The organism is Pristimantibacillus sp. PTI5, from assembly GCF_048572955.1.
GTDB lineage: Bacteria > Bacillota > Bacilli > Paenibacillales > Paenibacillaceae > Pristimantibacillus.
In genome coordinates this window covers 6,373,314-6,393,915 of sequence record NZ_CP183886.1, presented here as the reverse complement: position 1 = coordinate 6,393,915, position 20,602 = coordinate 6,373,314, and the positions used below count along the sequence as shown (strand labels likewise).

General features: G+C 43.5%; 18 protein-coding genes. 2 read left to right on the top strand and 16 right to left on the bottom strand.

Going from position 1 to position 20,602, the window contains the following annotated elements:
* Positions 1-2: 2 nt before the first annotated feature.
* The 11 genes from flgB to ACN6MW_RS28225 form a co-directional block, all read right to left on the bottom strand.
* Positions 3-416, bottom strand: coding sequence for a flagellar basal body rod protein FlgB (flgB, locus tag ACN6MW_RS28275; RefSeq protein WP_419873107.1), 414 nt, complete (start codon positions 414-416; stop codon positions 3-5).
* Positions 417-632: 216 nt separating this feature from the next.
* Entirely contained in the window at positions 633-1,403 is a 771-nt protein-coding gene (gene codY / locus ACN6MW_RS28270) for a GTP-sensing pleiotropic transcriptional regulator CodY (RefSeq protein ID WP_419873106.1), read from the bottom strand.
* 27 nt (positions 1,404-1,430) lie between these two features.
* Complete coding sequence (gene hslU / locus ACN6MW_RS28265) at positions 1,431-2,831, bottom strand: ATP-dependent protease ATPase subunit HslU (protein ID WP_419873105.1); 1,401 nt, start codon at positions 2,829-2,831, stop codon at positions 1,431-1,433.
* A gap of 79 nt (positions 2,832-2,910) precedes the next feature.
* The gene (gene hslV / locus ACN6MW_RS28260; protein WP_419873104.1) at positions 2,911-3,456 is read right to left on the bottom strand and encodes an ATP-dependent protease subunit HslV; all 546 of its coding nucleotides are present in this window, start codon (positions 3,454-3,456) and stop codon (positions 2,911-2,913) included.
* A 59-nt stretch (positions 3,457-3,515) separates the two neighbouring features.
* Complete coding sequence (gene trmFO, locus ACN6MW_RS28255) at positions 3,516-4,835, bottom strand: FADH(2)-oxidizing methylenetetrahydrofolate--tRNA-(uracil(54)-C(5))-methyltransferase TrmFO (RefSeq protein ID WP_364140522.1); 1,320 nt, start codon at positions 4,833-4,835, stop codon at positions 3,516-3,518.
* Between the two features lie 607 nt (positions 4,836-5,442).
* Complete coding sequence (gene topA, locus ACN6MW_RS28250; RefSeq protein WP_419873103.1) at positions 5,443-7,551, bottom strand: type I DNA topoisomerase; 2,109 nt, start codon at positions 7,549-7,551, stop codon at positions 5,443-5,445.
* A gap of 28 nt (positions 7,552-7,579) precedes the next feature.
* Complete coding sequence (gene dprA, locus ACN6MW_RS28245; RefSeq protein ID WP_419873102.1) at positions 7,580-8,713, bottom strand: DNA-processing protein DprA; 1,134 nt, start codon at positions 8,711-8,713, stop codon at positions 7,580-7,582.
* A gap of 176 nt (positions 8,714-8,889) precedes the next feature.
* A complete protein-coding gene (gene sucD / locus ACN6MW_RS28240; protein ID WP_053375706.1) occupies positions 8,890-9,822 on the bottom strand; it encodes a succinate--CoA ligase subunit alpha in 933 nt (310 codons plus the stop codon).
* A 59-nt stretch (positions 9,823-9,881) separates the two neighbouring features.
* Positions 9,882-11,042, bottom strand: a complete 1,161-nt coding sequence (sucC, locus tag ACN6MW_RS28235) for an ADP-forming succinate--CoA ligase subunit beta (RefSeq protein WP_169083093.1) — start codon at positions 11,040-11,042, stop codon at positions 9,882-9,884.
* A gap of 467 nt (positions 11,043-11,509) precedes the next feature.
* Positions 11,510-13,156 carry a recombinase family protein gene (locus ACN6MW_RS28230; RefSeq protein ID WP_419873101.1) on the bottom strand — a complete coding sequence of 549 codons (1,647 nt, stop codon included), beginning with the start codon at positions 13,154-13,156 and terminating at the stop codon, positions 11,510-11,512.
* Positions 13,157-13,825: 669 nt separating this feature from the next.
* Positions 13,826-14,104, bottom strand: coding sequence for an XRE family transcriptional regulator (locus tag ACN6MW_RS28225; protein ID WP_419873100.1), 279 nt, complete (start codon positions 14,102-14,104; stop codon positions 13,826-13,828).
* Positions 14,105-14,364: 260 nt separating this feature from the next.
* Between ACN6MW_RS28225 and ACN6MW_RS28220 the strand changes: the two genes are divergently transcribed.
* The gene (locus ACN6MW_RS28220; RefSeq protein ID WP_419873099.1) at positions 14,365-14,955 is read left to right on the top strand and encodes a recombinase family protein; all 591 of its coding nucleotides are present in this window, start codon (positions 14,365-14,367) and stop codon (positions 14,953-14,955) included.
* A gap of 5 nt (positions 14,956-14,960) precedes the next feature.
* Entirely contained in the window at positions 14,961-15,674 is a 714-nt protein-coding gene (locus tag ACN6MW_RS28215; RefSeq protein ID WP_419873098.1) for a hypothetical protein, read from the top strand.
* A 56-nt stretch (positions 15,675-15,730) separates the two neighbouring features.
* Here the strand turns inward: ACN6MW_RS28215 and ACN6MW_RS28210 are convergent, their stop codons facing one another.
* The 5 genes from ACN6MW_RS28210 to ACN6MW_RS28190 all read right to left on the bottom strand — a co-directional run bounded on the left by ACN6MW_RS28210 (position 15,731) and on the right by ACN6MW_RS28190 (position 20,470).
* On the bottom strand, positions 15,731-15,946 hold the full coding sequence (locus ACN6MW_RS28210) for a hypothetical protein (RefSeq protein ID WP_419873097.1): 216 nt from the start codon (positions 15,944-15,946) through the stop codon (positions 15,731-15,733).
* A 776-nt stretch (positions 15,947-16,722) separates the two neighbouring features.
* On the bottom strand, positions 16,723-17,757 hold the full coding sequence (locus ACN6MW_RS28205; protein ID WP_419873096.1) for a DUF262 domain-containing protein: 1,035 nt from the start codon (positions 17,755-17,757) through the stop codon (positions 16,723-16,725).
* 1 nt (position 17,758) lies between these two features.
* A complete protein-coding gene (locus ACN6MW_RS28200; RefSeq protein WP_419873095.1) occupies positions 17,759-18,799 on the bottom strand; it encodes a hypothetical protein in 1,041 nt (346 codons plus the stop codon).
* A gap of 109 nt (positions 18,800-18,908) precedes the next feature.
* Positions 18,909-19,508, bottom strand: a complete 600-nt coding sequence (locus tag ACN6MW_RS28195; RefSeq protein ID WP_419873094.1) for an HNH endonuclease — start codon at positions 19,506-19,508, stop codon at positions 18,909-18,911.
* Positions 19,505-20,470 (bottom strand): DNA cytosine methyltransferase, encoded by a 966-nt coding sequence (locus ACN6MW_RS28190; RefSeq protein WP_419873093.1) that lies wholly within the window; start codon positions 20,468-20,470, stop codon positions 19,505-19,507. The genes ACN6MW_RS28195 and ACN6MW_RS28190 overlap by 4 nt, the downstream gene beginning before the upstream one ends.
* Between the last annotated feature and the right edge of the window lie 132 nt (positions 20,471-20,602).

Sequence of the window (20,602 nt, the reverse complement as noted above, 5' to 3'; positions counted from 1 at the left end):
CGTTAGGCTCTCCCCTCAATTGCTGTGCGCATCATTTTCACGTCATGATTAATCTGTTGGACATAAAGGTTATAGCTTAATTGATTTTTCGCAAGCAAAGACATTTCACGATCGATATCAACATTATTTTCATTGTTGTTCATCGATGTTGTTTCATCGGCGATTACTTTGGGTATAGGTACATTGGATGAAGATAATCCGATTGCTATATGCTTTTGATTGGTCCGTTTACCGATCAATTGCCCTTGCTGATTGCCCATCGATTGTTCCAATAATTCCTCAAACAGGACTTCAGACCGTTTGAAATGCGGCGTATCACTGTTTGCCACATTGTTTGAAATGACGCGTTGCCGCATTTCTGCTGCTTGAAGCGCACCTTCCATTCTTCCAAATGCAGCGCCATTCAACAAATTCACGTAGTTTCACCACTTTCACATAGAAGATCTCTTTTACGTATTCAACAGATTATTGCTCATTCCTTCTTTGTTCGACAGTAAAAATTAAAAAAATGAGATTGTTGTGTCGATTTTTGCCGACATGATAATATTCAACAATTTCCTAAAATATTACAATAAGAAAAAAGCCCTATCTTTATAAAAAGATAGGGCCCATTTGGTCTGTACGACCTATTTTCACGACTTGATTTTGTCCAATTCCTGCAATAACTGATGATTTAATATTTTGATGTACGTGCCTTTCATACCTAAAGATCTAGTTTCGATCACGCCTGCGCTTTCCAGCTTCCGCAAAGCGTTAACAATAACTGATCTGGTTATGCCAACCCGGTCCGCAATTTTCGAAGCGACGAGAAGGCCTTCCTTGCCGTCCAGTTCTTCAAAAATATGCTCGACAGCCTCTAATTCGCTGAAGGACAATGAGCCAACCGCGACTGCCACGACTGCTCGACTACGTACCTCTTGCTCGATCTCCTCGGTACGCTCACGTAAAATTTCCATCCCGACGATTGTTGAACCGTATTCGGCCAAGATAAGATCATCGTCATCAAACGTGCCTGACAAACGGGTCAGCACTAAAGTACCCAAACGATCTCCACCGCCGATAATAGGCACAACCGTCATAATTTCTTGATCGCCTAAACGCGGGAAGGTTTCATAAATACCCGCGTCCGGCTTAACATTCGTCATTGACTCCTGCATGTCAAGAAATCGAACATTGCTTTCCTGCGGGAAACGAAGCTCATCCACGGAAAGTGACCGCATGAAATCGTGATCATACGCATCCACTGCCGAACAGCCTAATATTTTGCCTCTGCGGCTAACGACGAAAACATTCGTCTGAATCGTCGTACACAGCACCTCTGCCATTTCCCTGAAGCTGAGCGCTTTGCCGGCCGCACGCTGAAGCAATCGATTCAGTGTTCTTGTCTTTGTTAGTAAAGTCATTCTTTTGCCTCCCAAAACTCATAACAACTACAGTATATATTGACTCAAATCGCGATTTTGCGCAATACTTCCCAGCTTTTCACGGACGTATTCCGGCGTGATTGTCATTTTTTCGAGCGAAAGCTCAGGTGCTTCAAACGATAAGTCTTCAAGCAGCTTCTCCAAAATGGTATGCAAGCGTCGAGCGCCGATATTCTCGGTATTGCGGTTAACGTCGGCCGCTATGGACGCGAGCTCATGGATTGCTTCATCCGAAAACTCGATTTGGATCCCCTCTGTTTCAAGCAAAGCGGAATATTGTTTCGTCAGCGCATTTTTCGGTTCTTTCAAAATACTTACGAAATCATCCAGACTGAGACTCGTCAGCTCTACCCGAATCGGAAAGCGTCCTTGCAGCTCCGGAATCAAATCCGATGGTTTAGCGACATGAAATGCTCCAGCCGCAATAAACAAAACATAATCCGTCTTCACTGGGCCATATTTAGTCATTACGGTAGATCCCTCTACGATTGGCAAAATATCCCTTTGAACGCCTTCTCTTGACACATCCGGACCCGAGCCGCGCGATGGGCTGGCAATTTTATCAATTTCATCTATGAAAATAATGCCGGATTGCTCCGCTCTTGTAATCGATTCCGTAATGACATCATCCATATCGATGATTTTATTGGCTTCCTCTTGCGTTAACGCCTTTCTCGCTTCCTTAACCGGCAGCTTGCGTTTCTTCGGCTTCTTTGGCATTAATTGCCCAAAAAGCTCCTGCATATTCATGCCCATGCCTTCAGGCCCTTGGCCGGACAGCATATCCATCATATTAGGGGCGGAATCTTCTACTTCGATTTCAATGATTTCATTTTCAAGCTTGCCTGCAGCTAGTTGTTCCTTAATTTGCGATCGCTTTTGATGAAGCGCATTTTCAACTTCGGGCTCTTCTTTTGGCTCATCGGATTGCTGTTGGTTGCCAAACAACATTTCGAACGGGTTTTTTGTAGATTTCGCTTTAGCGGCAGATGGCGCCAGCAAAGCTACGATTCGTTCATTGGCAAGCTTTTCTGCACGGTCTTTGACCTTTTCGGTTTTTTCCGTTTTCACCATACGGATCGCCGTCTCGACTAAATCGCGGACCATCGATTCCACATCCCGGCCGACGTAGCCTACTTCAGTAAACTTTGTAGCCTCAAGCTTCACGAAGGGCGCTTTCACCAGCTTAGCCAAGCGTCGTGCAATTTCCGTTTTACCTACTCCGGTTGGTCCGATCATCAAAATATTTTTCGGAACGATTTCATCGCGCAGCGTCTCATCAAGCAAGCTTCTGCGGTAACGATTGCGCAGCGCAATGGCTACTGAACGTTTCGCCGGTTTTTGTCCAACGATATACTTATCAAGCTCCGCTACAATCTGACGAGGTGTCAGTGCATCATTTCCCATTATAAAATCCCTCCGATTTATATATCTTCACTATGACTTCCCGAAGCTTGTTCAGCCATTCTAAGCCGCATCGTTTATTTTATTCGATTTCTTCAACAATAATATTATGATTAGTGAATACGCATATTTCTGCGGCAATCTCGAGTGACGAACGCGCAATATCGCTTGCTGTCATTTGAGGCGCATGTCTTTGCAGAGCACGCGCGGCCGATAAAGCAAAACTGCCGCCTGAACCGATTGCCAGTACCCCGTCATCCGGCTCGATGATCTCGCCATTTCCTGAGATAAGCAGCAGACCCGTTTTGTCCATGACGAGCATCATGGCTTCAAGTCGGCGCAGCACGCGGTCAGAGCGCCACTCCTTCGCAAGCTCAACGGCAGATCTTTGCAAATTGCCGTGATGCTCCTCCAGCTTAGCCTCAAACTTTTCGAACAATGTAATCGCATCTGCAACAGAGCCCGCGAATCCTGCGATGACTTGACCGCGATAAAGCCTTCTTACTTTCTTCGCGGAATTTTTCATGACCATGCTGTTCCCGAAAGTTACCTGACCGTCCCCGGCAATAGCGCCCTTGCCTTCATGACGCACGGCGCAGATCGTAGTAGCGTGAAATTGCATTTCCATTGCATTGCCTCCTCTAGGTCCATATTGAAAATAGATTGCCATGCCTTCATTACGAAATATTACTGCATATGTTCCCTTTTAAATTGTTCGATGCCTTCAAGCGCGCGATTTGCAATCATTTCATTTTTTTCTTTTTTGCTTTTCATTCTTTTCTCAAGCGGCGGGAACAGGCCGAAATTGGCATTCATAGGCTGGAAATGCTTGAAATCCGCTGTTGTAATATAATGTGCCATGCTGCCGAGCGTCGTGTGTTCGGGCAGCACGACCGGTTCTAGTCCGCGAGCCAATCTTGCTGCGTTTATACCGGCGATCATACCTGAAGCAGCAGACTCCACATACCCTTCGACACCGGTCATTTGGCCGGCAAAGAACAGCGTATCGCGATTATTAAGCTGGTAAGTAGGTTTTAGGAGCCGCGGCGAATTTATAAATGTATTCCGGTGCATCACGCCGAACCGAACGAACTCCGCATTTTCCAAACCAGGAATTAAAGAAAATACGCGTTTTTGCTCGCCCCATTTGAGATGCGTTTGGAAGCCTACGAGATTGTATAACGTGCCTGCAGCATTATCTTGGCGCAGTTGGATCACAGCGTGCGGCAGTTTTCCCGTATGCGGATTAATAAGGCCAACCGGCTTCATCGGTCCAAATAATACGGTTTGCTTGCCTCTGCTTGCCATAACCTCGATTGGCATACAGCCCTCAAAGTACACTTCTTTCTCAAAATCCTTCACTTCCGCTTTTTCGGCCGTAGTTAACGCTTCATGGAAGATTTCAAATTCTTCTTCCGTCATCGGACAGTTAAGATACGCAGCCTCCCCTTTGTCATACCGAGAAGCCAGATACACCTTATTCATATCAATCGAGTCTTTTTCAACAATTGGAGCTGCAGCATCATAGAAATAGAAATACTCCTCGCCTAGCAGTTCTTGAATTTGGGAGGATAAGCCTGGTGCCGTAAGCGGGCCTGTCGCAATAACCACGATTCCGTCCTTAGGAATTTCCGTAACTTCCTCGTTGCGCACTTCAACTAAGGGATGATCATGCAGCCTGCGCGTAACTTCCCCCGAGAAACCATCACGGTCAACCGCCAACGCTCCTCCGGCAGGTACGGCATGCTGATCGGCGCAGCTTAAAATTAGGGAATCAAGCTGGCGCATTTCTTCTTTTAATACGCCAACGGCGTTCGCGAGCCCGTTAGCACGCAAGCTGTTGCTGCACACTAGCTCCGCAAATTGATTCGTATGATGAGCAGGCGTTTTTGTGACGGGACGCATCTCGTATAAAACGACAGGGACTCCTTGCGATGCAATTTGCCAAGCGGCCTCGCTTCCTGCTAATCCTGCTCCGATGACGGTTACTTTTTGTGGTTGTGACAAAATAAGTTCAATCCTTTCAAAATATAATTCAATTGTTGGAATAGCTTCCGGACCCGCCCAAACCCTCACTTCCAAAGGTGTGCCCAAGGGCGCTGCCCTCAGGACACCCGAATCCGTAACACGTTGAATGTTAAAGAGACGCTGAGATGTTTGGTTGGTGCATGTAACGCTTGTGTCCTTCTGGGACACGCTTTTTAATCATAGAGCGAATAGATTGTTAATTTAATCATTTCTGATTATTTGTCACAGTCCATTGCTCGCAAAAGCAGAATGATGCTTATCTCAAGGTCTGAAATTGAGATTAGTCCTTTGATAGCCAGGAAACTCTAATTGCGTAACAGCAGCTATATACAGCTGATCTGTTTATGTATCCACCATTGTAGATGATATCGAGTTATCGAGCCCATACTTATATATCCTATTGTAACAAGCCGCAAGGTTAAATCTCAACTTGTGCAGCTATTCAGCTGATTACTTCCTCATTTTAAAAGCATATCCGTAAAATTAACTTGCCCGTTTAACAACGGTGTCCTCCCTGGTTAAAGGGAGGACGGGTTCGTTGCGTTTTTATAGATTACGATATATCTGAGGGTGCTTATGCGATTGCTTAGTCGGTATCCGTCCCCTGCTCGTCTTCGTCAATCACTTCTTCCGAGTAGTCGCAAGTCGGACAGAGCAATTTCACTCCGCTGCGGTTCCGCTTTTCTACGAGCTTAGACTCCTCGCATTGCGGACACGGTTTGTTTGTCGGTTTGTCCCAAGATACGTAATCGCAGCCGGGATATTGGTCACAGCCATAGAAAATGCGTCCTTTTTTACTGCGCCGCTCTATGATTTTTCCTTCTGCGCATTTCGGGCAAGTTACTCCAATATCTTTGACGATTGGCTTGGTGTTACGGCAATCCGGAAAGCCTGAGCATGCCAGGAACTTACCGAAACGTCCCATTTTGTAAACCAAATGCCGTCCGCATTTTTCGCAAATCTCATCAGATACTTCGTCTTGTATCTCAATTTCCTTCATTTCATCCTCGGCCACTTCCAGCCGCTTCTCGAAGGATTCATAAAAATTCGCAAGAACCTTTACCCAATCTTCCGTGCCTTCTTCCACATGGTCAAGATTTCCTTCCATGTTCGCCGTAAATTCAGCATCCAGTATTTCAGGGAAAAACTCTTCCATCAACTGAATGACTAAATCGCCAAGCTCGGTAGGCATGAATTTTTTCTCTTCCATGGCAATATAGCCGCGCTTCTGAATCGTTTCGAGTGTAGGCGCGTACGTACTTGGCCTTCCTATACCGAGCTCTTCGAGCGTCTTGACTAACCTTGCTTCCGTAAAACGCGGCGGCGGCTGGGTGAAATGCTGCTTAGGATCTATCGATTCCGAGCTGATTACATCCCCTGATGCCAGAGGCGGCAAAAACTTATGTTCTTCCACCGTTCCGTCATCGTTGCCTTCCACGTAAACCTTCATAAACCCGGCAAACTTGACTTTAGATCCCGTTGCTCTAAAAATTGTATCGCCTGCCTGCAAATCAACCGTCATCGTATCGAGCACCGCAGATTGCATCTGGCTGGACACGAAACGTTCCCAAACCAGCTTGTATAGACGAAGTTGATCGCGGCTCAAAAACGGTTTCATGGATTCCGGATCCCTTAAAATGGAAGTCGGGCGTATCGCTTCATGCGCATCCTGCGCGTTGCTGTTTTTCTTTGTATAAATTCTTGGCTGTTCAGGCACAAAGGACGCACCGTACTTTTCCGTGATATATTCTTTGGCTTCCTCTTGCGCGATTGGCGATATACGAGTGGAGTCGGTCCTCATATAAGTGATCAAACCGACCGTACCTTCTTTGCCCAGCTCGACACCTTCATACAGCTGCTGTGCGACAGACATCGTCTTGGAAGCCCGGAAGCCGAGCTTCCTAGCCGCTTCCTGCTGCAGGGAGCTTGTAATGAATGGCGGCGCCGGGTTACGGAGACGCTCCTTCTCCCGAACGTCAGAAACGGTAAACTGGCTGCCTTTCATCGCGCTTAGTACTTCCTGTACGTCAGCTTCCTTGCCCAGCTCCCGTTTATCGCCGCCCACCGAATAGTATTTGGCATCGAAAGGAATGCCTGAATGGCTAAGCTTCGCCGTAATCGACCAGTATTCCTCGGGAACGAATGCGTCGATTTCATTTTCGCGGTCAATAATGAGCTTAACCGCTACCGATTGAACCCGACCGGCAGACAACCCTTTTTTTACTTTCTTCCACAGCAGCGGGCTTATTTTGTAACCCACCAGCCGGTCCAAGATACGTCTCGCCTGCTGCGCATTGACCAAATCCATATTGATTTTCCGCGGCGTTTTGAATGCGTCCTTTACGGCCTGCTTCGTTATTTCATTAAAAACAACGCGGCAAGTATCCGTTTCATCCAGTTCCAAATAGTGAGCCAAATGCCAAGCAATCGCTTCTCCTTCGCGATCCGGATCGGCTGCCAGAAAGACATGTTTTACTTTTTTGCTGGCATCCTTTAATTCCTTGAGGATGCTGCCTTTACCGCGTATCGTTATGTATTTCGGATTAAAATCGTTTTCAACCTCGACGCCGATCTGGCTTTTGGGCAAATCGCGAATATGTCCCATTGAAGCTTTAACGATATATTTGCTGCCTAAGTATTTCCCTATCGTTTTGGCTTTTGCAGGTGATTCGACGATAACTAATGAATCTGCCATGTAAGGCGCCTCCTCTCTCCATTGCAAGCTATAAAGCAACATATATTGATCCGGGCTGCAATTCAATTTTTCGTTTTATACATAAATTTAGCAGAAGTGCGTTCAAATGTCCAAACGGCATGGCTGAGAGCTCATGCAGTTCATTAATGGATAATGGCTGATCTCTTAAAAAAGCGATCAATTTACTTTCTTCGGCGGATAATGGCGATTCAACTTCCACTGGGTTCGTTACGCTTGTTTTTTCCGCTTCCTTGTATGCCTCAAGAGCGGCTGGCAGCCAGCTCAGCTCATCAATTACGTCGTTAATGCCCGTTATCAGCTTCGCTTCGCCCCGTTTAATCAGTTCATTAGGCCCCTCGCTCTTCGGAGATGAGATCGGGCCGGGAATCGCGAACAATTCCCTAGACATTTCCGAAGCATGCTGCGCTGTTATAAGAGACCCGCTTCTTGTGGCGCCTTCCACTACGATTGTTCCGACCGTTAGTGCCGCGATGATGCGGTTTCGCTGTGGAAACTGTCCCGGGTGCAGCGGCGTCCCAATCGGAGTTTCAGAGACGAGCAAGCCTTGCTCTGCAATTTTATGGAATAATGATAGATTCTCAGGCGGATAACATTTATCGATCGGGGTCGGAAGAACGGCAATCGTTCCTCCCGCGCCATTCAGCGCAGCTTCATGGGCTTTGCTGTCCACCCCTCTTGCAAGACCGCTTACGACGGTTAAGCCCGCATGGGAAAGCTCTTTGGCAAATGCTGCCGCCGATTGCCTGCCATACGCCGTCGGCACTCTTGTGCCTACAACCGCGATCGCCGGTCTTTGCAGCAGCTCCAATCTGCCTCTAGCATACAAAACCCATGGCGGCTGCGCGATTTCTCTTAATATTTTGGGATATTCGGAATCATAGGGTGTCAAAGCAACGGCATTCGCTTTTGCGACCGCTTCGGATGGATCTTCTGTCAATATCCAAGGCCGCTCGGCATAACGCTCCGCTGCCGCTTTCGCTTGACCCCGCTGTAAACCTATTGCTAGTAAATCTTCTATGCTCCATGATCGTTTATTCCAAAACTGATGCTGAACGGCTTTCTGAATCGCATGCCATCCAATACCCGGAATTTCATGAAAGGCAATGATCATTTGTCTGCGAATATCTTGATTTTGAATCATTTGATCCAACCCCTTTTTCATTCGGGCTGGCCTGCATTCTTATCTATTGTGCGTTACACGGCATAAGATTGCAAGTCAACCGCTAAAATAATGACAACGGATAAATAAAAAAGCAACCTTCCAACTCCCGTTTTCGGGTGGTTGAAAGGTTGCTTACCTTATATCGTACGATTCGATTATTTACGTGTAATACATTTTTCGAGCAAGCCTTGCTCTTCAAGAACACTGACAAGCGTTGAACCCATCTCGGAAGGTGTCGGAGCTACTTTAATGCCGCAAGCTTCAAGCGTTGCGATTTTTTCGGCAGCTGTGCCTTTACCGCCTGAAATGATTGCGCCAGCATGTCCCATCCTTTTGCCTGGAGGCGCTGTAGCGCCGCCGATGAAGCCGACAACCGGTTTTTTCATGTTCGCTTTAATCCACTCAGCCGCTTCTTCTTCCGCTGTACCGCCGATTTCGCCGATCATGATTACCGCATAGGTATCTGGATCTTCGTTGAAAAGATTCAAGATATCAATGAACTCGGAACCTTTAACCGGGTCGCCGCCGATCCCTACTGCAGAAGATTGACCAATGCCGCGAGTCGTCAACTGATGAACCGCTTCATAAGTCAATGTACCTGAGCGAGAAATAACGCCTACGTGACCAGCTGTATGAATGTAACCCGGCATGATGCCGATTTTGCACTCATCAGGCGTAATAACGCCTGGGCAGTTTGGTCCGATAAGAACGGTTTTGCTGCCGTCCATGTACCGTTTTACTTTAACCATATCAAGCACCGGAATGCCTTCAGTAATACAAATGACAAGATCAAGCTCAGCATCTACAGCTTCCATGATCGCATCAGCAGCAAATGCTGGCGGAACATAGATAACGGAAGCGTTAGCGCCTGTAGCGGCTTTCGCTTGAGCGACTGTATTAAATACAGGCAATGATACGAGCGTGCCGTTATCAAGTGTAATGTCAACGTTCGTGCCACCCTTGCCAGGTGTTACGCCGCCAACCATTTGCGTACCGTATTCCAGTCCGCCTTTTGTATGGAACAAGCCAGTAGCGCCTGTAATCCCTTGGGTAATGACTTTTGTATCTTTATTGACCAAAATGCTCACTCTTAACTCACATCCCCTGAATGAATTCGTATGCGGCATTAGCCACACAGCAAGTTATCTTATTTCACGAGAGCGACAATCTTCTGCGCGCCGTCCGCCATGGAATCCGCAGCCACGATGTTCAATCCCGATTCTTTCAAAATGTTTTTGCCGAGGTCTACGTTAGTACCTTCTAGACGAACAACGAGCGGACGGTCAAGACCGACTTGCTTCGCTGCTTCGACAACGCCGTTAGCAATAACGTCGCAACGCATGATGCCGCCAAAAATGTTAACGAAAATCCCTTTAACCTTTTCATCCGACAAGATGATTTTGAATGCTTCCGTTACCTTCTCGGCTGTCGCGCCGCCCCCTACGTCTAGGAAGTTGGCAGGGTCGCCGCCGTAATATTTGATAATATCCATTGTCGCCATCGCTAGGCCTGCACCGTTAACCAAGCAACCAATGTTGCCGTCAAGCGCAATGTAGCTAAGGTCAAATTTGGATGCTTCGATTTCTTTTGCATCTTCCTCTTCCAGATCGCGCAGCTCAACGATATCTTTGTGGCGGTACAGCGCATTGGAATCGAAATTAAGTTTCGCGTCAAGCGCAATAACTTGTCCGTCGCCAGTTACGACAAGCGGATTGATTTCTGCGATAGAAGCGTCTTTCTCTACGAAAGCCGTGTAAAGAGAAATCATGAACTTAACCGTTTTGTTGACAAGCTCGTTAGGGATGTTGATTGCGTATGCCAATTTGCGAGCTTGGAAAGCTTGCAAGCCTACTGCTGGGTCAACGATCTCTTTGAAAATTTTCTCCGGGGAGTGCTCAGCCACTTCTTCAATCTCAGTGCCGCCCTCTTCCGAAGCCATTATAACGACACGACCCGTACCGCGGTCCAATACAACGCCGATATAATATTCTTTTTTGATGTCGCAGCCTTGCTCGATCAGAAGACGTTTAACTTCTTTGCCTTCCGGACCCGTTTGATGGGTAACGAGCACTTTGCCTAAAATCTCACCAGCGTAAGCGCGCACTTCGTCGATGCTTTTTGCTACTTTAACTCCGCCCGCTTTACCACGGCCGCCAGCGTGAATTTGTGCCTTCACGACAACTACCGGTGTTCCGAGCGCTTTAGCCGCTTCAACAGCTTCGTCTACGGAGAAGGCTACTTTACCTTCTGGCACGACGACACCATACTGTTTAAGGACCGCTTTCCCTTGATACTCATGGATATTCATTGTTGAAATCCTCCATTTCACAGACTGAAATCAGTCATATGTACACAAACCTCTATTATTGTAGCACCTTTCCCCATCCGTTACCTTATTTTCATTCATAATAAATACGGCTTTTTTGATATGGGTTTCATCTCAATTTGAGATTAAATAAATAAAACCTGATGGATAGGGGCAATTGAGGGTCCGGTAACTACGACATCTAGTATGACCCATTCGCTGTTTTTGTACCCGATTTTTTTAAATATTGACATCTAGAAGGCAACTATTCTATGATATTGGCAAATTCATAAATACGGATCAGAATCGTAAGGAAGCACCTTCATTCTCATACATGGGGGTGCTTTTTGTTATGTTCAGTGTTATACAAAGTGCAAGCGTTTATGGGGTAGACGGCAAAAGCATATCGGTTGAAGTTGATATTTCGAGCGGATTGCCGCAAATCAGTATATTCGAGTACATTGTCATAATTATTCGAATGAATGTAACCAATTCGGGATCTCAAGATCCTTATGTCTCTTAACAACTGAATTGATGGCATCAAAAATCTTAAATTCAACCTGTAGGTAAGGTTTGTTGGGATTTACAATTATTCGGTTAATGCCATTTTTGACTTCATCCTTTGAATAAGTTAACTTAATCTCGATTTTATCAAGAGCATCCTGCATTTCTTCAAGGAGCTCGATTTCTTCTTTAATCTCGTCGTTTGATTTAGATAACGCCTCAATTGTTACTTCTAGATCCTGTGCTTTAGCCTTTAATTTCGTTCGAAGCTCATCATGATCAACAAGATCGATCCTCTCCTCAAGCAATAAGTTTGCTAATCTGCTCAATTGTTTACGGGTATCTGCAAGCTCTAACTTTCGGTCAGTCACTTCAACGGCTTTATCAGTATCAATTTTATTTTTAAGATCGTTAATCATAATTTCTAGAGACATTGTTGCATGGGAACGATTCCCAAAGAAGTGGAAGTAGAAACCAGATTCTTGTAGGTTGTAGAGCAGTTGTTCAATCTGTTTAAGATCAATGTTTACGTTATCACAAAACGCTTTACCCTTCGTCTTTTTTGTTCGGCAGTTGTAAAAAATTCGCACGCCCACTTTTCGATCAATATTGCGTGTGTAGGTACCACCGCATTTACCACATACCAAAAGGCCAGCATATTCGCTTGTCCCCTTATTTTTACCTTTGGACTTCTGATAATTGATTTTCGATTCACGCATTCGTTGTGCAGCCTCAAATGTTTCTTTAGAGATTATCGGCTGAATCTTATGGCTATTCTCGTGTACGATCCAATCATCCTTAGAACGTACCGTCGAATACTTTCGATTTGTAAACACTCGTGGTGCATTGAATTTGTTACTAATCAGCGTACCCATATACTTCTCGTTTGTAAGAAAACGATTTATACTCGACTGCACGAAAGGTTTGTCGTCCCTTGTTCGATGACCATTCTCCTCAAGATGTTGAAGTATTCTTCTCATCCCGATACCTTGATTGTACAAATTAAAAATCAATCTAATGATTTCTGCCTCATGAGGAATGATTTCAAGGGAATTGCTCTCCTTAATGTAATCAAACCCAAAAATTCGTCTGCTAGTCTTCACTACGCCCTTTTTTGCTGCTTCGTTATGACCAAAGATTACCTTTTCCGATTTATCCTTCGACTCCTGTTCTGCAAAGAGTAAAAGCAAGCTCACAAAAAAATCATCTGCTACGTCAGCCGTAGTTTTGTTTAACGTAATGAAATCAAGATGTACTCCCTTGTCCCTGAGCTTCCTAAAGATGTCTACTGTATCCAAATTCCTTGCAAAGCGTGACACGTCCTTTATCAGAATACGATTAAATAACGGGTCACGCTTACTCACTGTTACAATCAGTTCGCCTTTGAATGGATCGATGTCCAAGCCCGCATCTTTCAACATTCGCATAAATTCAGTTCGTTTTTTCCAGCTTGTTCCCGTAATCCCAGGATCAGCATATATCTCATGCATATCATAAGTTTCGTTCTTCTCGATGTGATTCTGAAAAAACGATCTTTGGTTTTCAAGGCTGTTAATTTGATCCGCACTATCTGTACTCACTCTACAATAGGCCGCTACTTTGATTTTTTCCACCAATACACCTGCAATCCATTCCTGACTTTGTATCCTCATTATACAATGATCGGATTGCCAATTACAACCAAACATAGCCCCCAAAATGAAGTGAGTTCTGAGAAAAATTCTAATGCAGGTAAAAAAAATCACTGAATCGAATGACTAGTTATATCTCTTGTATTAATAAGATCATTCTTAAACCGCCCAGGGGGCACTATATCGTCAGCTATTTTCAATTCAATACAAAAGGAGCTGCAACGACGATAGCGGATCACAATCCATTCAGCGTTCTTGACGGAGCCTCTCTGAAGCCATGTTTCGGCTTCCTTGCGCCGATCCTGATAACAAATCAGGAAGCGCCCCTTTGGGCCATAGGCTAACATGGCTTCCCTCTCCATAAAGAATTCGCTACGCTCGCTTAATGGATTGTTACCGCTGTTATTGACTGCAAACGTGTATCTTATGTCATAAGGATGATATTCGGGGTGATCCTGTAGGATGGATCAATTATTCGTTCATTATGTACATCCAAGAGCACTCTAGCCTCGTATGGAGCTCTACTCCTTATAAGTAGATCGTACAACATTAAACGATACTCATTTGCTTCCCTTTGTGCATCTGTTGTATCAAGATGTCGATTTTGTTCAGCAATCAGTTGTCTAAAACTCATTTGCAGTTCCCTCCTTACTAATCAATTTTCTCAACCAATTCACGTTCCTCGTATAGCTCAGAGTATAAATACGATTCAATCGCATCCTTATACTTTCTGGGAATGTTACGGTGCCCTTTTTCGATTTCGCATAAGAAAGGAGCACCCATACCAAGTTTTTCAGCAAGTTCAACCTGAGTGAATCCGTCATAAACCCGTTTAACCTTAATTTGGGCGTATTGAGGAAGAGAATCGATAAATACAAGCACGTCTTTCTGTTGATTCATCAATCTTTCATAAGCATTTTCACAGTACATCTATAATCAATCCTTTTATTAGGAATAATGCCCCCACCGAGTAATGGGGGCTATAGAGGAGATGCGACTAGGTTCCGACACAATAGAACGACTGTCACAATTAAACCGTAATCTGTTGAATGTACAATTGCAAGAACTTTCTGAACGTCTTTCTATCGTATGGGTACAGTCTAATGATAGCTCGTATGGTGTCAGTAACCACGGCATCCGTCCACTATCATTTGGATCTATCATAAATAATAATCAACGGGGGAATTAGAATGCAGAAAATCGGATATGTCAGGATATCAAGTGGGACGCAGAACAAAGCCACACAGATCGAGGAGTTAAAGCGCAATGGTGTCGTTGAAATCAGGGAAGAAACGATCACGGGAGTTGCTAAGAACAAAACCGTATTAGAAACGCTTATTGATGAGCTCCAATATGGCGATTCCATTGTCGTCACACGTTTAGATCGTTTAGGTAGGAACGCTTCTCAGCTGCTGTTATTGGTTGAACAGCTTGCCGACAAGGGCGTTAATCTAATCATTTTGGATATGCACATCGACACTGGAACACGGACAGGGAAGTTGTTCCTAACAATCATGGCAGGAATTTCCGAGATGGAACGGGAACTCATTAAAGAGAAACAAAGGGCTGGGGTTGAGCTTGCCAAACAAAGCGGGAAGTATAAGGGAAGAATGAAACGATATACCGATAATAATCCCCGCTTGGTTCAAGCTTTGAAATGGTACACAGAGGGGCAAAAGACTGTAAAGGAAATAGCAAACATCTTATCAATTGGAGAAGCCACCATTTACAGAGAATTGAAATCAAGGGCCATCGTACGACAAACAACGAAGAGGATGTGATTGAAATGAATGATTACCTGGAGATTACTACAGAAATACCGTTAGAGTGGAAGGATACCTTTACTGATACAGCTTTGTCCTATCTCAAGTCAGCGCATGAGAAGGCTTATTTTTCTGTATTGGATATGAATGCCTATTACTATGTTAAAGCAGCATCTTCCGAATCTTACAGTGCTTGGAATAGACAGCTGTTCAGTGAAGGAACGATATCAGGCTTTCCTGTTACGGGAGTTCAGGTGGATATGTATAATGGGAGCCTCCCAGCTGACCTCCTTCTAAGTAAAATAAATCTAAATTTCTTTAATACAATTCATGGTTTCTTTGATACATATGGCCACTTCCTGCATGTTGCTTTGTTCCCTGGCTCAAACGTGCCAAAGAACCTTTACCTTAGCACCGTAAAGCAGAAAATCGACGGATATCCAACGATGTCTAGTATTAGTGATGCTCTTCGTAAGCTCACTTCACAGTACATCTACTCCTACATAAATGATTTAGATAACACTAACAAGCACCGAGATCATATCAGTCCGATATTAACGACATGGCTGGATAACGGAGAACAGACAATCGAGGTTCCACCCTTCGATAAGGACGGCAGAGAGCATTACGATTATTATATGGAAGATGCATTCGAGGAATCCTGTAAATTAGTAATTGATTGCTTTAACGATGTGACTGCTGAAGTATTAACGTACTTGAATAGAAGCCGATCGTGATCTGTTAAAACATAACGAAAAGACCGCCTACACAAGTAAGCGGCCAGTCGTTAATATTATTGAGACTCGCAGTACACATCCAAGCTTACAAGACCTTCGATGAACACGAAGGTCTTTCCTGTCACCTTTAAGCTCTCACCATTGATATGTACGGTTTCTGACGAGGTAATAGCTGCAACTTCAGCTGCATCAAGCTCCAGATCATGATGTCTAGGCAATTGCAACGTACCTGGTGATGGTTGAACTGATTGAGTGAAAACTCTTACTTTCATACTGATAACCTCCAATTAATGTTAAATAACAACTACTCCATTATACCTATATTCACAGGATTAGTAAGAGGCTTGTCTCATTTTTATCTTTCTATCATTAACACAACAATCCGAAACATCAATGAACTAAACCGTAGCGAGTTGCCCTTCGATGAGCATGCAATCGTACCAAGACAAAACAACCCTTTATTAGTGATCGTTTACGCATCTGCTGTTATTGCAATAAGATCAGATTACCTAATGAGTTTTTGGCATGGGATTACCTCTATAATTTGTTCTGTTGGGACGCTTATTCCGTCTTCTAAGCGGATGCCTTATACATGGAATCGGGGTTCGATGTATTCATCATTATCGTCATAGCTTTAACTCCATCTTATAGATAAGTTGGTTGTCGAATTCTCTACGAAAATAGATTCAACAATATTCATTCATTACACATGGAAGACAAAAAAAAACTGAAAACCCAGTACTAGCAAGGGGTTTTCAGAAAACTGCTCTAATCACATAGTTAATGTTTTCAGGATAGCAGTGGGGGGCAAGCAGCATATAATGCCCCTTTTTATATTAATAAACCGTATTGATCCTGCTGTTCTTAATCAAACTTTTGTCCGTCAAAGACCTTATTGCAATCAGGACACTCCGTGGTACACGTCCGAATATAATCTATTTTTTCTTTAGCAGACAGGCCTGTCGGATACTCTTCGACATGCTTTACAATCAATACGCCTCCACAGATGCATTGAAACATTTGAAAGCCTCCTCCTGAATGATTCTATTTAACCCAATCCACAATATCCTAGTAAAGCATTCAAACGATTAATCCTTTGTGATTTTGACTTGGTTCGGCTCTCCATACTTTTCTTGTATTGTTGAATAAACAGGTCTTCCGACTGTTTCATTCGTAATCCTTTATACATATTGTGTACGGTTTCCTTGATTTCCTCCACATCAACACCGAGTAAAACACAGTGATGAGCAAAACACCATAGACCGTACATATGACTAACGCCATTGATTTTGTACTTATTGTAATCCAGTTCAAGTTGTTCCATGAACCTTGTAATTTCTTTAAATAATTCGATTTGATCATCTGAAATTTGTTCCCTTGTCCACTTCACATATAAATTATCCATAACCTCTTGGTTCGAATCAAAAAGATTATTCTCTAACATCGTAAGGAGGAGCTCTGAAATGAACTCTTTATCCTCCATCCTTTCTACTTCTAACCCCTTCGTCCTTTGAACCCAAAAATCCATTTGTAGCAGTTCATCCACGATAGCAAGAAGCCTCGAATCATGGAACTTAGCGTTTCTTAATTCCTGTGGATTAAGCGGAACTCCATTTCGGTTTAATCTATCAAAAATATTATCCACCATGTCCCCTGTTACTTTATCCAAGTACTCGACAGGTATAACATACGTCCAGAACTGTTCACGGAATTCTGTGTACTCATCTCCATCGATGTCTTTAAAGTATTTACCGTTAAGTATTTCCTTGTCCGCATTTCCTTCACTGAAATCTTCAGGCAAAGGTATCACATTCTCGATAAATTCGATTATTGCTGTTAATCTCTGCTTTCCGTCGATAACATCATATTTTGTTTTTCCCGTTTTGGTATCGACACGTTGGTGTAAGAATATTGGCGGTATAGGATAATTTTTGAATATCGTATCAATGAGAAAAGATTGCCGCTCATCTCCCCACACCTTGTCTCTCCTTTGATAACGCGGGTCATAGTTGTACTTCTTTAAAAGATGATTCTCATAAAATTCCGAAATTGTAATCTTAGTGGATTGTCTTTGAACCTGCATCTCAGTTAACACCTCCTAATATGTTTGAGGAAGTATGGCATATGTAATTTTTAAAAAGACTTGTAAGAATTCCATTTAGCGCTCGTGGCGGATAAGGATTAATAAGTTTTATGTTTATAGCAGGATTTAGCGACGTGAGCATTCCATCGAGTTCCAAACGGTCCACATGCCAATAAGATATACCACATACGATGACCTCATCGTTTTCTGATAATGTCTTGGCCATTTTAATTGCTCGATTCCTTAACTGTCCTGCCCAGCCATATTTAAGCCTGCTTGAGTCTCCAGCAGGAGGTATCAATGCATTAATCAAATAATTATGGTCTAATTCAGTATATTTTATTCGAAAATCAGTTATGTTACCTTCCGATAGGCTCTTGTTATAGCGAATTTGAAATGAAGTTCTATCCAGGGCTGTCTTACCTGTCCTGTATGCAAAACTAATCGAACCATGTGGCTTAACAATATTAAATTTACTTGGGGGCCTGCCTTGCTGTACGCCTACAACATTAAACCTTATTCCTAACAACTTCAATACTCTTTCAAGCCATACATCATAATTGTACGTCACAATAGTTATGGACTCATATTCAGTTGATTGATCTAACATACGAAGATACTTAGCCCATCCCCAATTTTCAATTTGTCGAACAATTTGTTCATCACTAAAATCTACTTTTGTATCATAATGTACGAATAAATGCTTAAGGTAGATAGCTAATTCTTTGTAAGCTTTGATATAAAGGTTTTCAGGATCAATATTAGGATTTAGAGCTTGATTACCATCAGCAATATTAGCACAAGTAATTATCTCCTCAATCAGCTGCATTGATTCGACATCCCCGATGTAAGGGCGGGCTCCAAGATGCCATAAGTTTGGGCAATACTTAAATGACAAAAAGCCAGACTCATTATTAACGGGCCAAGGGACGCAATGACCGTCTTTAAATAAATTCATAACGTTTATCGTTTTATTTCCAATAGCGTTCAAAAAATCGATGGTAAAACCATTCCCAAGTACAATCATGAGCTTCTTCTTCATATAAACGCACCTTTAGCTACTAAAATTTGTCATACTCCTGTTTCATTTCGACATGATGTGCTAATAATCCTCTATAAATAAAATAAGTACCCTTGATGGGTACCTATTTTCATTCTTTACTATCAATTAGTCCTTTACTTTGTTTAGGAAATTTTCCGATTAACCACTCAAGCACCTTAAGCTGATCGACTCCTGGGGCCCGTCGAATTTGAGCCAGTAGCTTCTCAGATGACGGTCGCTCGAGTGTTAAATTTGAAGCTCCTTCATTGCAAACAGAACATAGTGCTCGTAGGTTTGAAGGATCATCCGTCCCACCTTGAGATTTATCGATGATGTGTCCAATGTGAAGCCTAGTTTTTCTTGTTTGATCATAAGGGTGGGGCTCACCCGCTACTGCTCCACACATCTGACATGTGAATCCGTTACGATCTAATACAAATGCTCTTGTTTCTTTCGAGATAGCTCGTTCAAATGCTGGAAGAGGTTTAAGATCTACAAGGATGTATTGACCAGGTTTTAATTCACTCAAGTCATTATGTGTTTTTATATTCATACCTTGTTCATTACGAAGCTCTCGAATCCTTCTAGCCCATTCACTACTATCGGCAACCTGACGTAAAGTTTCCGAATCGATAACCGTTCCGATATTCGCTAAAAAATATTCTTTAAGCTTGGCTTTTGATCCTTGACCGTTTCGACTTCTCGTCATGCTATACCCCTCGCTTTTGCTTCAGCTGCTTCAATAGCTCTTGCGACTGCTTCCCCTACTGCTCTTGCTACTGGCGGAGGAAATGCATTTCCGACCTGTCTATATGCAGGTGTCTTCTTACCTGTAATATTCCACTCTGGTGGAAAGCCTTGGATCAAAGCAGCCATTTTAACCGTTAATCTTGGCATACCAATAAAGTCTGGCGCTGGAGGCTCATTTGCCAAAGTATGTCCATTAACTCCAAGAGCTTCCCATGCTTTTTTAGCTCTTGTTGGCCCAAGATCTGGTCCTCCGTGCTTTTTTGATCCACCAACTAATGTAGGTGCGATTTTATTCGCAATATCTCTCCACTCATTTGCTCCTTGCCATCCTCCGCTTAACATCTCTTCATAAAGGATCTCTCCGACAGTAGGCGGAGGAGTCTCATGAGGTGATGGCCACTGAAAAAACTTTGCATACTTCTTTTTTAATGCAACAAATACAACACGAGGTCTAAGCTGGGGAACACCAAAATCTGATGAGTTAAACAGCCTCCATTCCCCTTTGTATCCAAGAGATTCAATGGCGTCAGCAAATGCAGTTCTGTACTCACTAAAACCAGATGCCATTAATCCAGCTACGTTTTCAATCATTATAGCGTTCGGTGAGCATTCCATAACTAAACGTGGAACTTCTGGCAATAGGTTACGATCATCAAGCTCCCCAAGTTGATTGCCTCCCGTTGAAAAAGGCTGGCATGGCGGCCCCCCTGCGAGCAAGTCTACGCCTTTAAATGGCTCAGCATTAAACTCTCTCAAATCACAAGAGATTACGTTCCATTGAGGTCTATTCGTGATTAACGTTTCACAAGCATTTTTATCAATTTCGACTAAGGCGACATGATCAAATCCTGCTTGTTCGATACCTATAGCCTGTCCACCAGCTCCTGCACATATCTCTAACGATGTAAGAACTCTCGACAAGAGCATTCCCTCCTTTACGTACATACGTTTCCATTCATTGATTATATTAAAGTCACATATACCATTTCAAGTCTAGTATTGTATCCAATTTCACTTGAAAACGAAAACAATGCTACTTTCAATTCGCAATGA

Bases quoted from the DNA above. Each gene is read 5' to 3' on its own strand.
- codY (WP_419873106.1), bottom strand. From the start codon at position 1,403: ATGACTTTACTAACAAAGACAAGAACACTGAATCGATTGCTTCAGCGT.
- hslU (WP_419873105.1), bottom strand. From the start codon at position 2,831: ATGGGAAATGATGCACTGACACCTCGTCAGATTGTAGCGGAGCTTGAT.
- hslV (WP_419873104.1), bottom strand. From the start codon at position 3,456: ATGGAAATGCAATTTCACGCTACTACGATCTGCGCCGTGCGTCATGAA.
- topA (WP_419873103.1), bottom strand. From the start codon at position 7,551: ATGGCAGATTCATTAGTTATCGTCGAATCACCTGCAAAAGCCAAAACG.
- dprA (WP_419873102.1), bottom strand. From the start codon at position 8,713: ATGATTCAAAATCAAGATATTCGCAGACAAATGATCATTGCCTTTCAT.
- sucC (WP_169083093.1), bottom strand. From the start codon at position 11,042: ATGAATATCCATGAGTATCAAGGGAAAGCGGTCCTTAAACAGTATGGT.
- ACN6MW_RS28225 (WP_419873100.1), bottom strand. From the start codon at position 14,104: ATGTACTGTGAAAATGCTTATGAAAGATTGATGAATCAACAGAAAGAC.
- ACN6MW_RS28220 (WP_419873099.1), top strand. From the start codon at position 14,365: ATGCAGAAAATCGGATATGTCAGGATATCAAGTGGGACGCAGAACAAA.
- ACN6MW_RS28215 (WP_419873098.1), top strand. From the start codon at position 14,961: ATGAATGATTACCTGGAGATTACTACAGAAATACCGTTAGAGTGGAAG.
- ACN6MW_RS28210 (WP_419873097.1), bottom strand. From the start codon at position 15,946: ATGAAAGTAAGAGTTTTCACTCAATCAGTTCAACCATCACCAGGTACG.
- ACN6MW_RS28205 (WP_419873096.1), bottom strand. From the start codon at position 17,757: ATGCAGGTTCAAAGACAATCCACTAAGATTACAATTTCGGAATTTTAT.
- ACN6MW_RS28200 (WP_419873095.1), bottom strand. From the start codon at position 18,799: ATGAAGAAGAAGCTCATGATTGTACTTGGGAATGGTTTTACCATCGAT.
- ACN6MW_RS28195 (WP_419873094.1), bottom strand. From the start codon at position 19,508: ATGACGAGAAGTCGAAACGGTCAAGGATCAAAAGCCAAGCTTAAAGAA.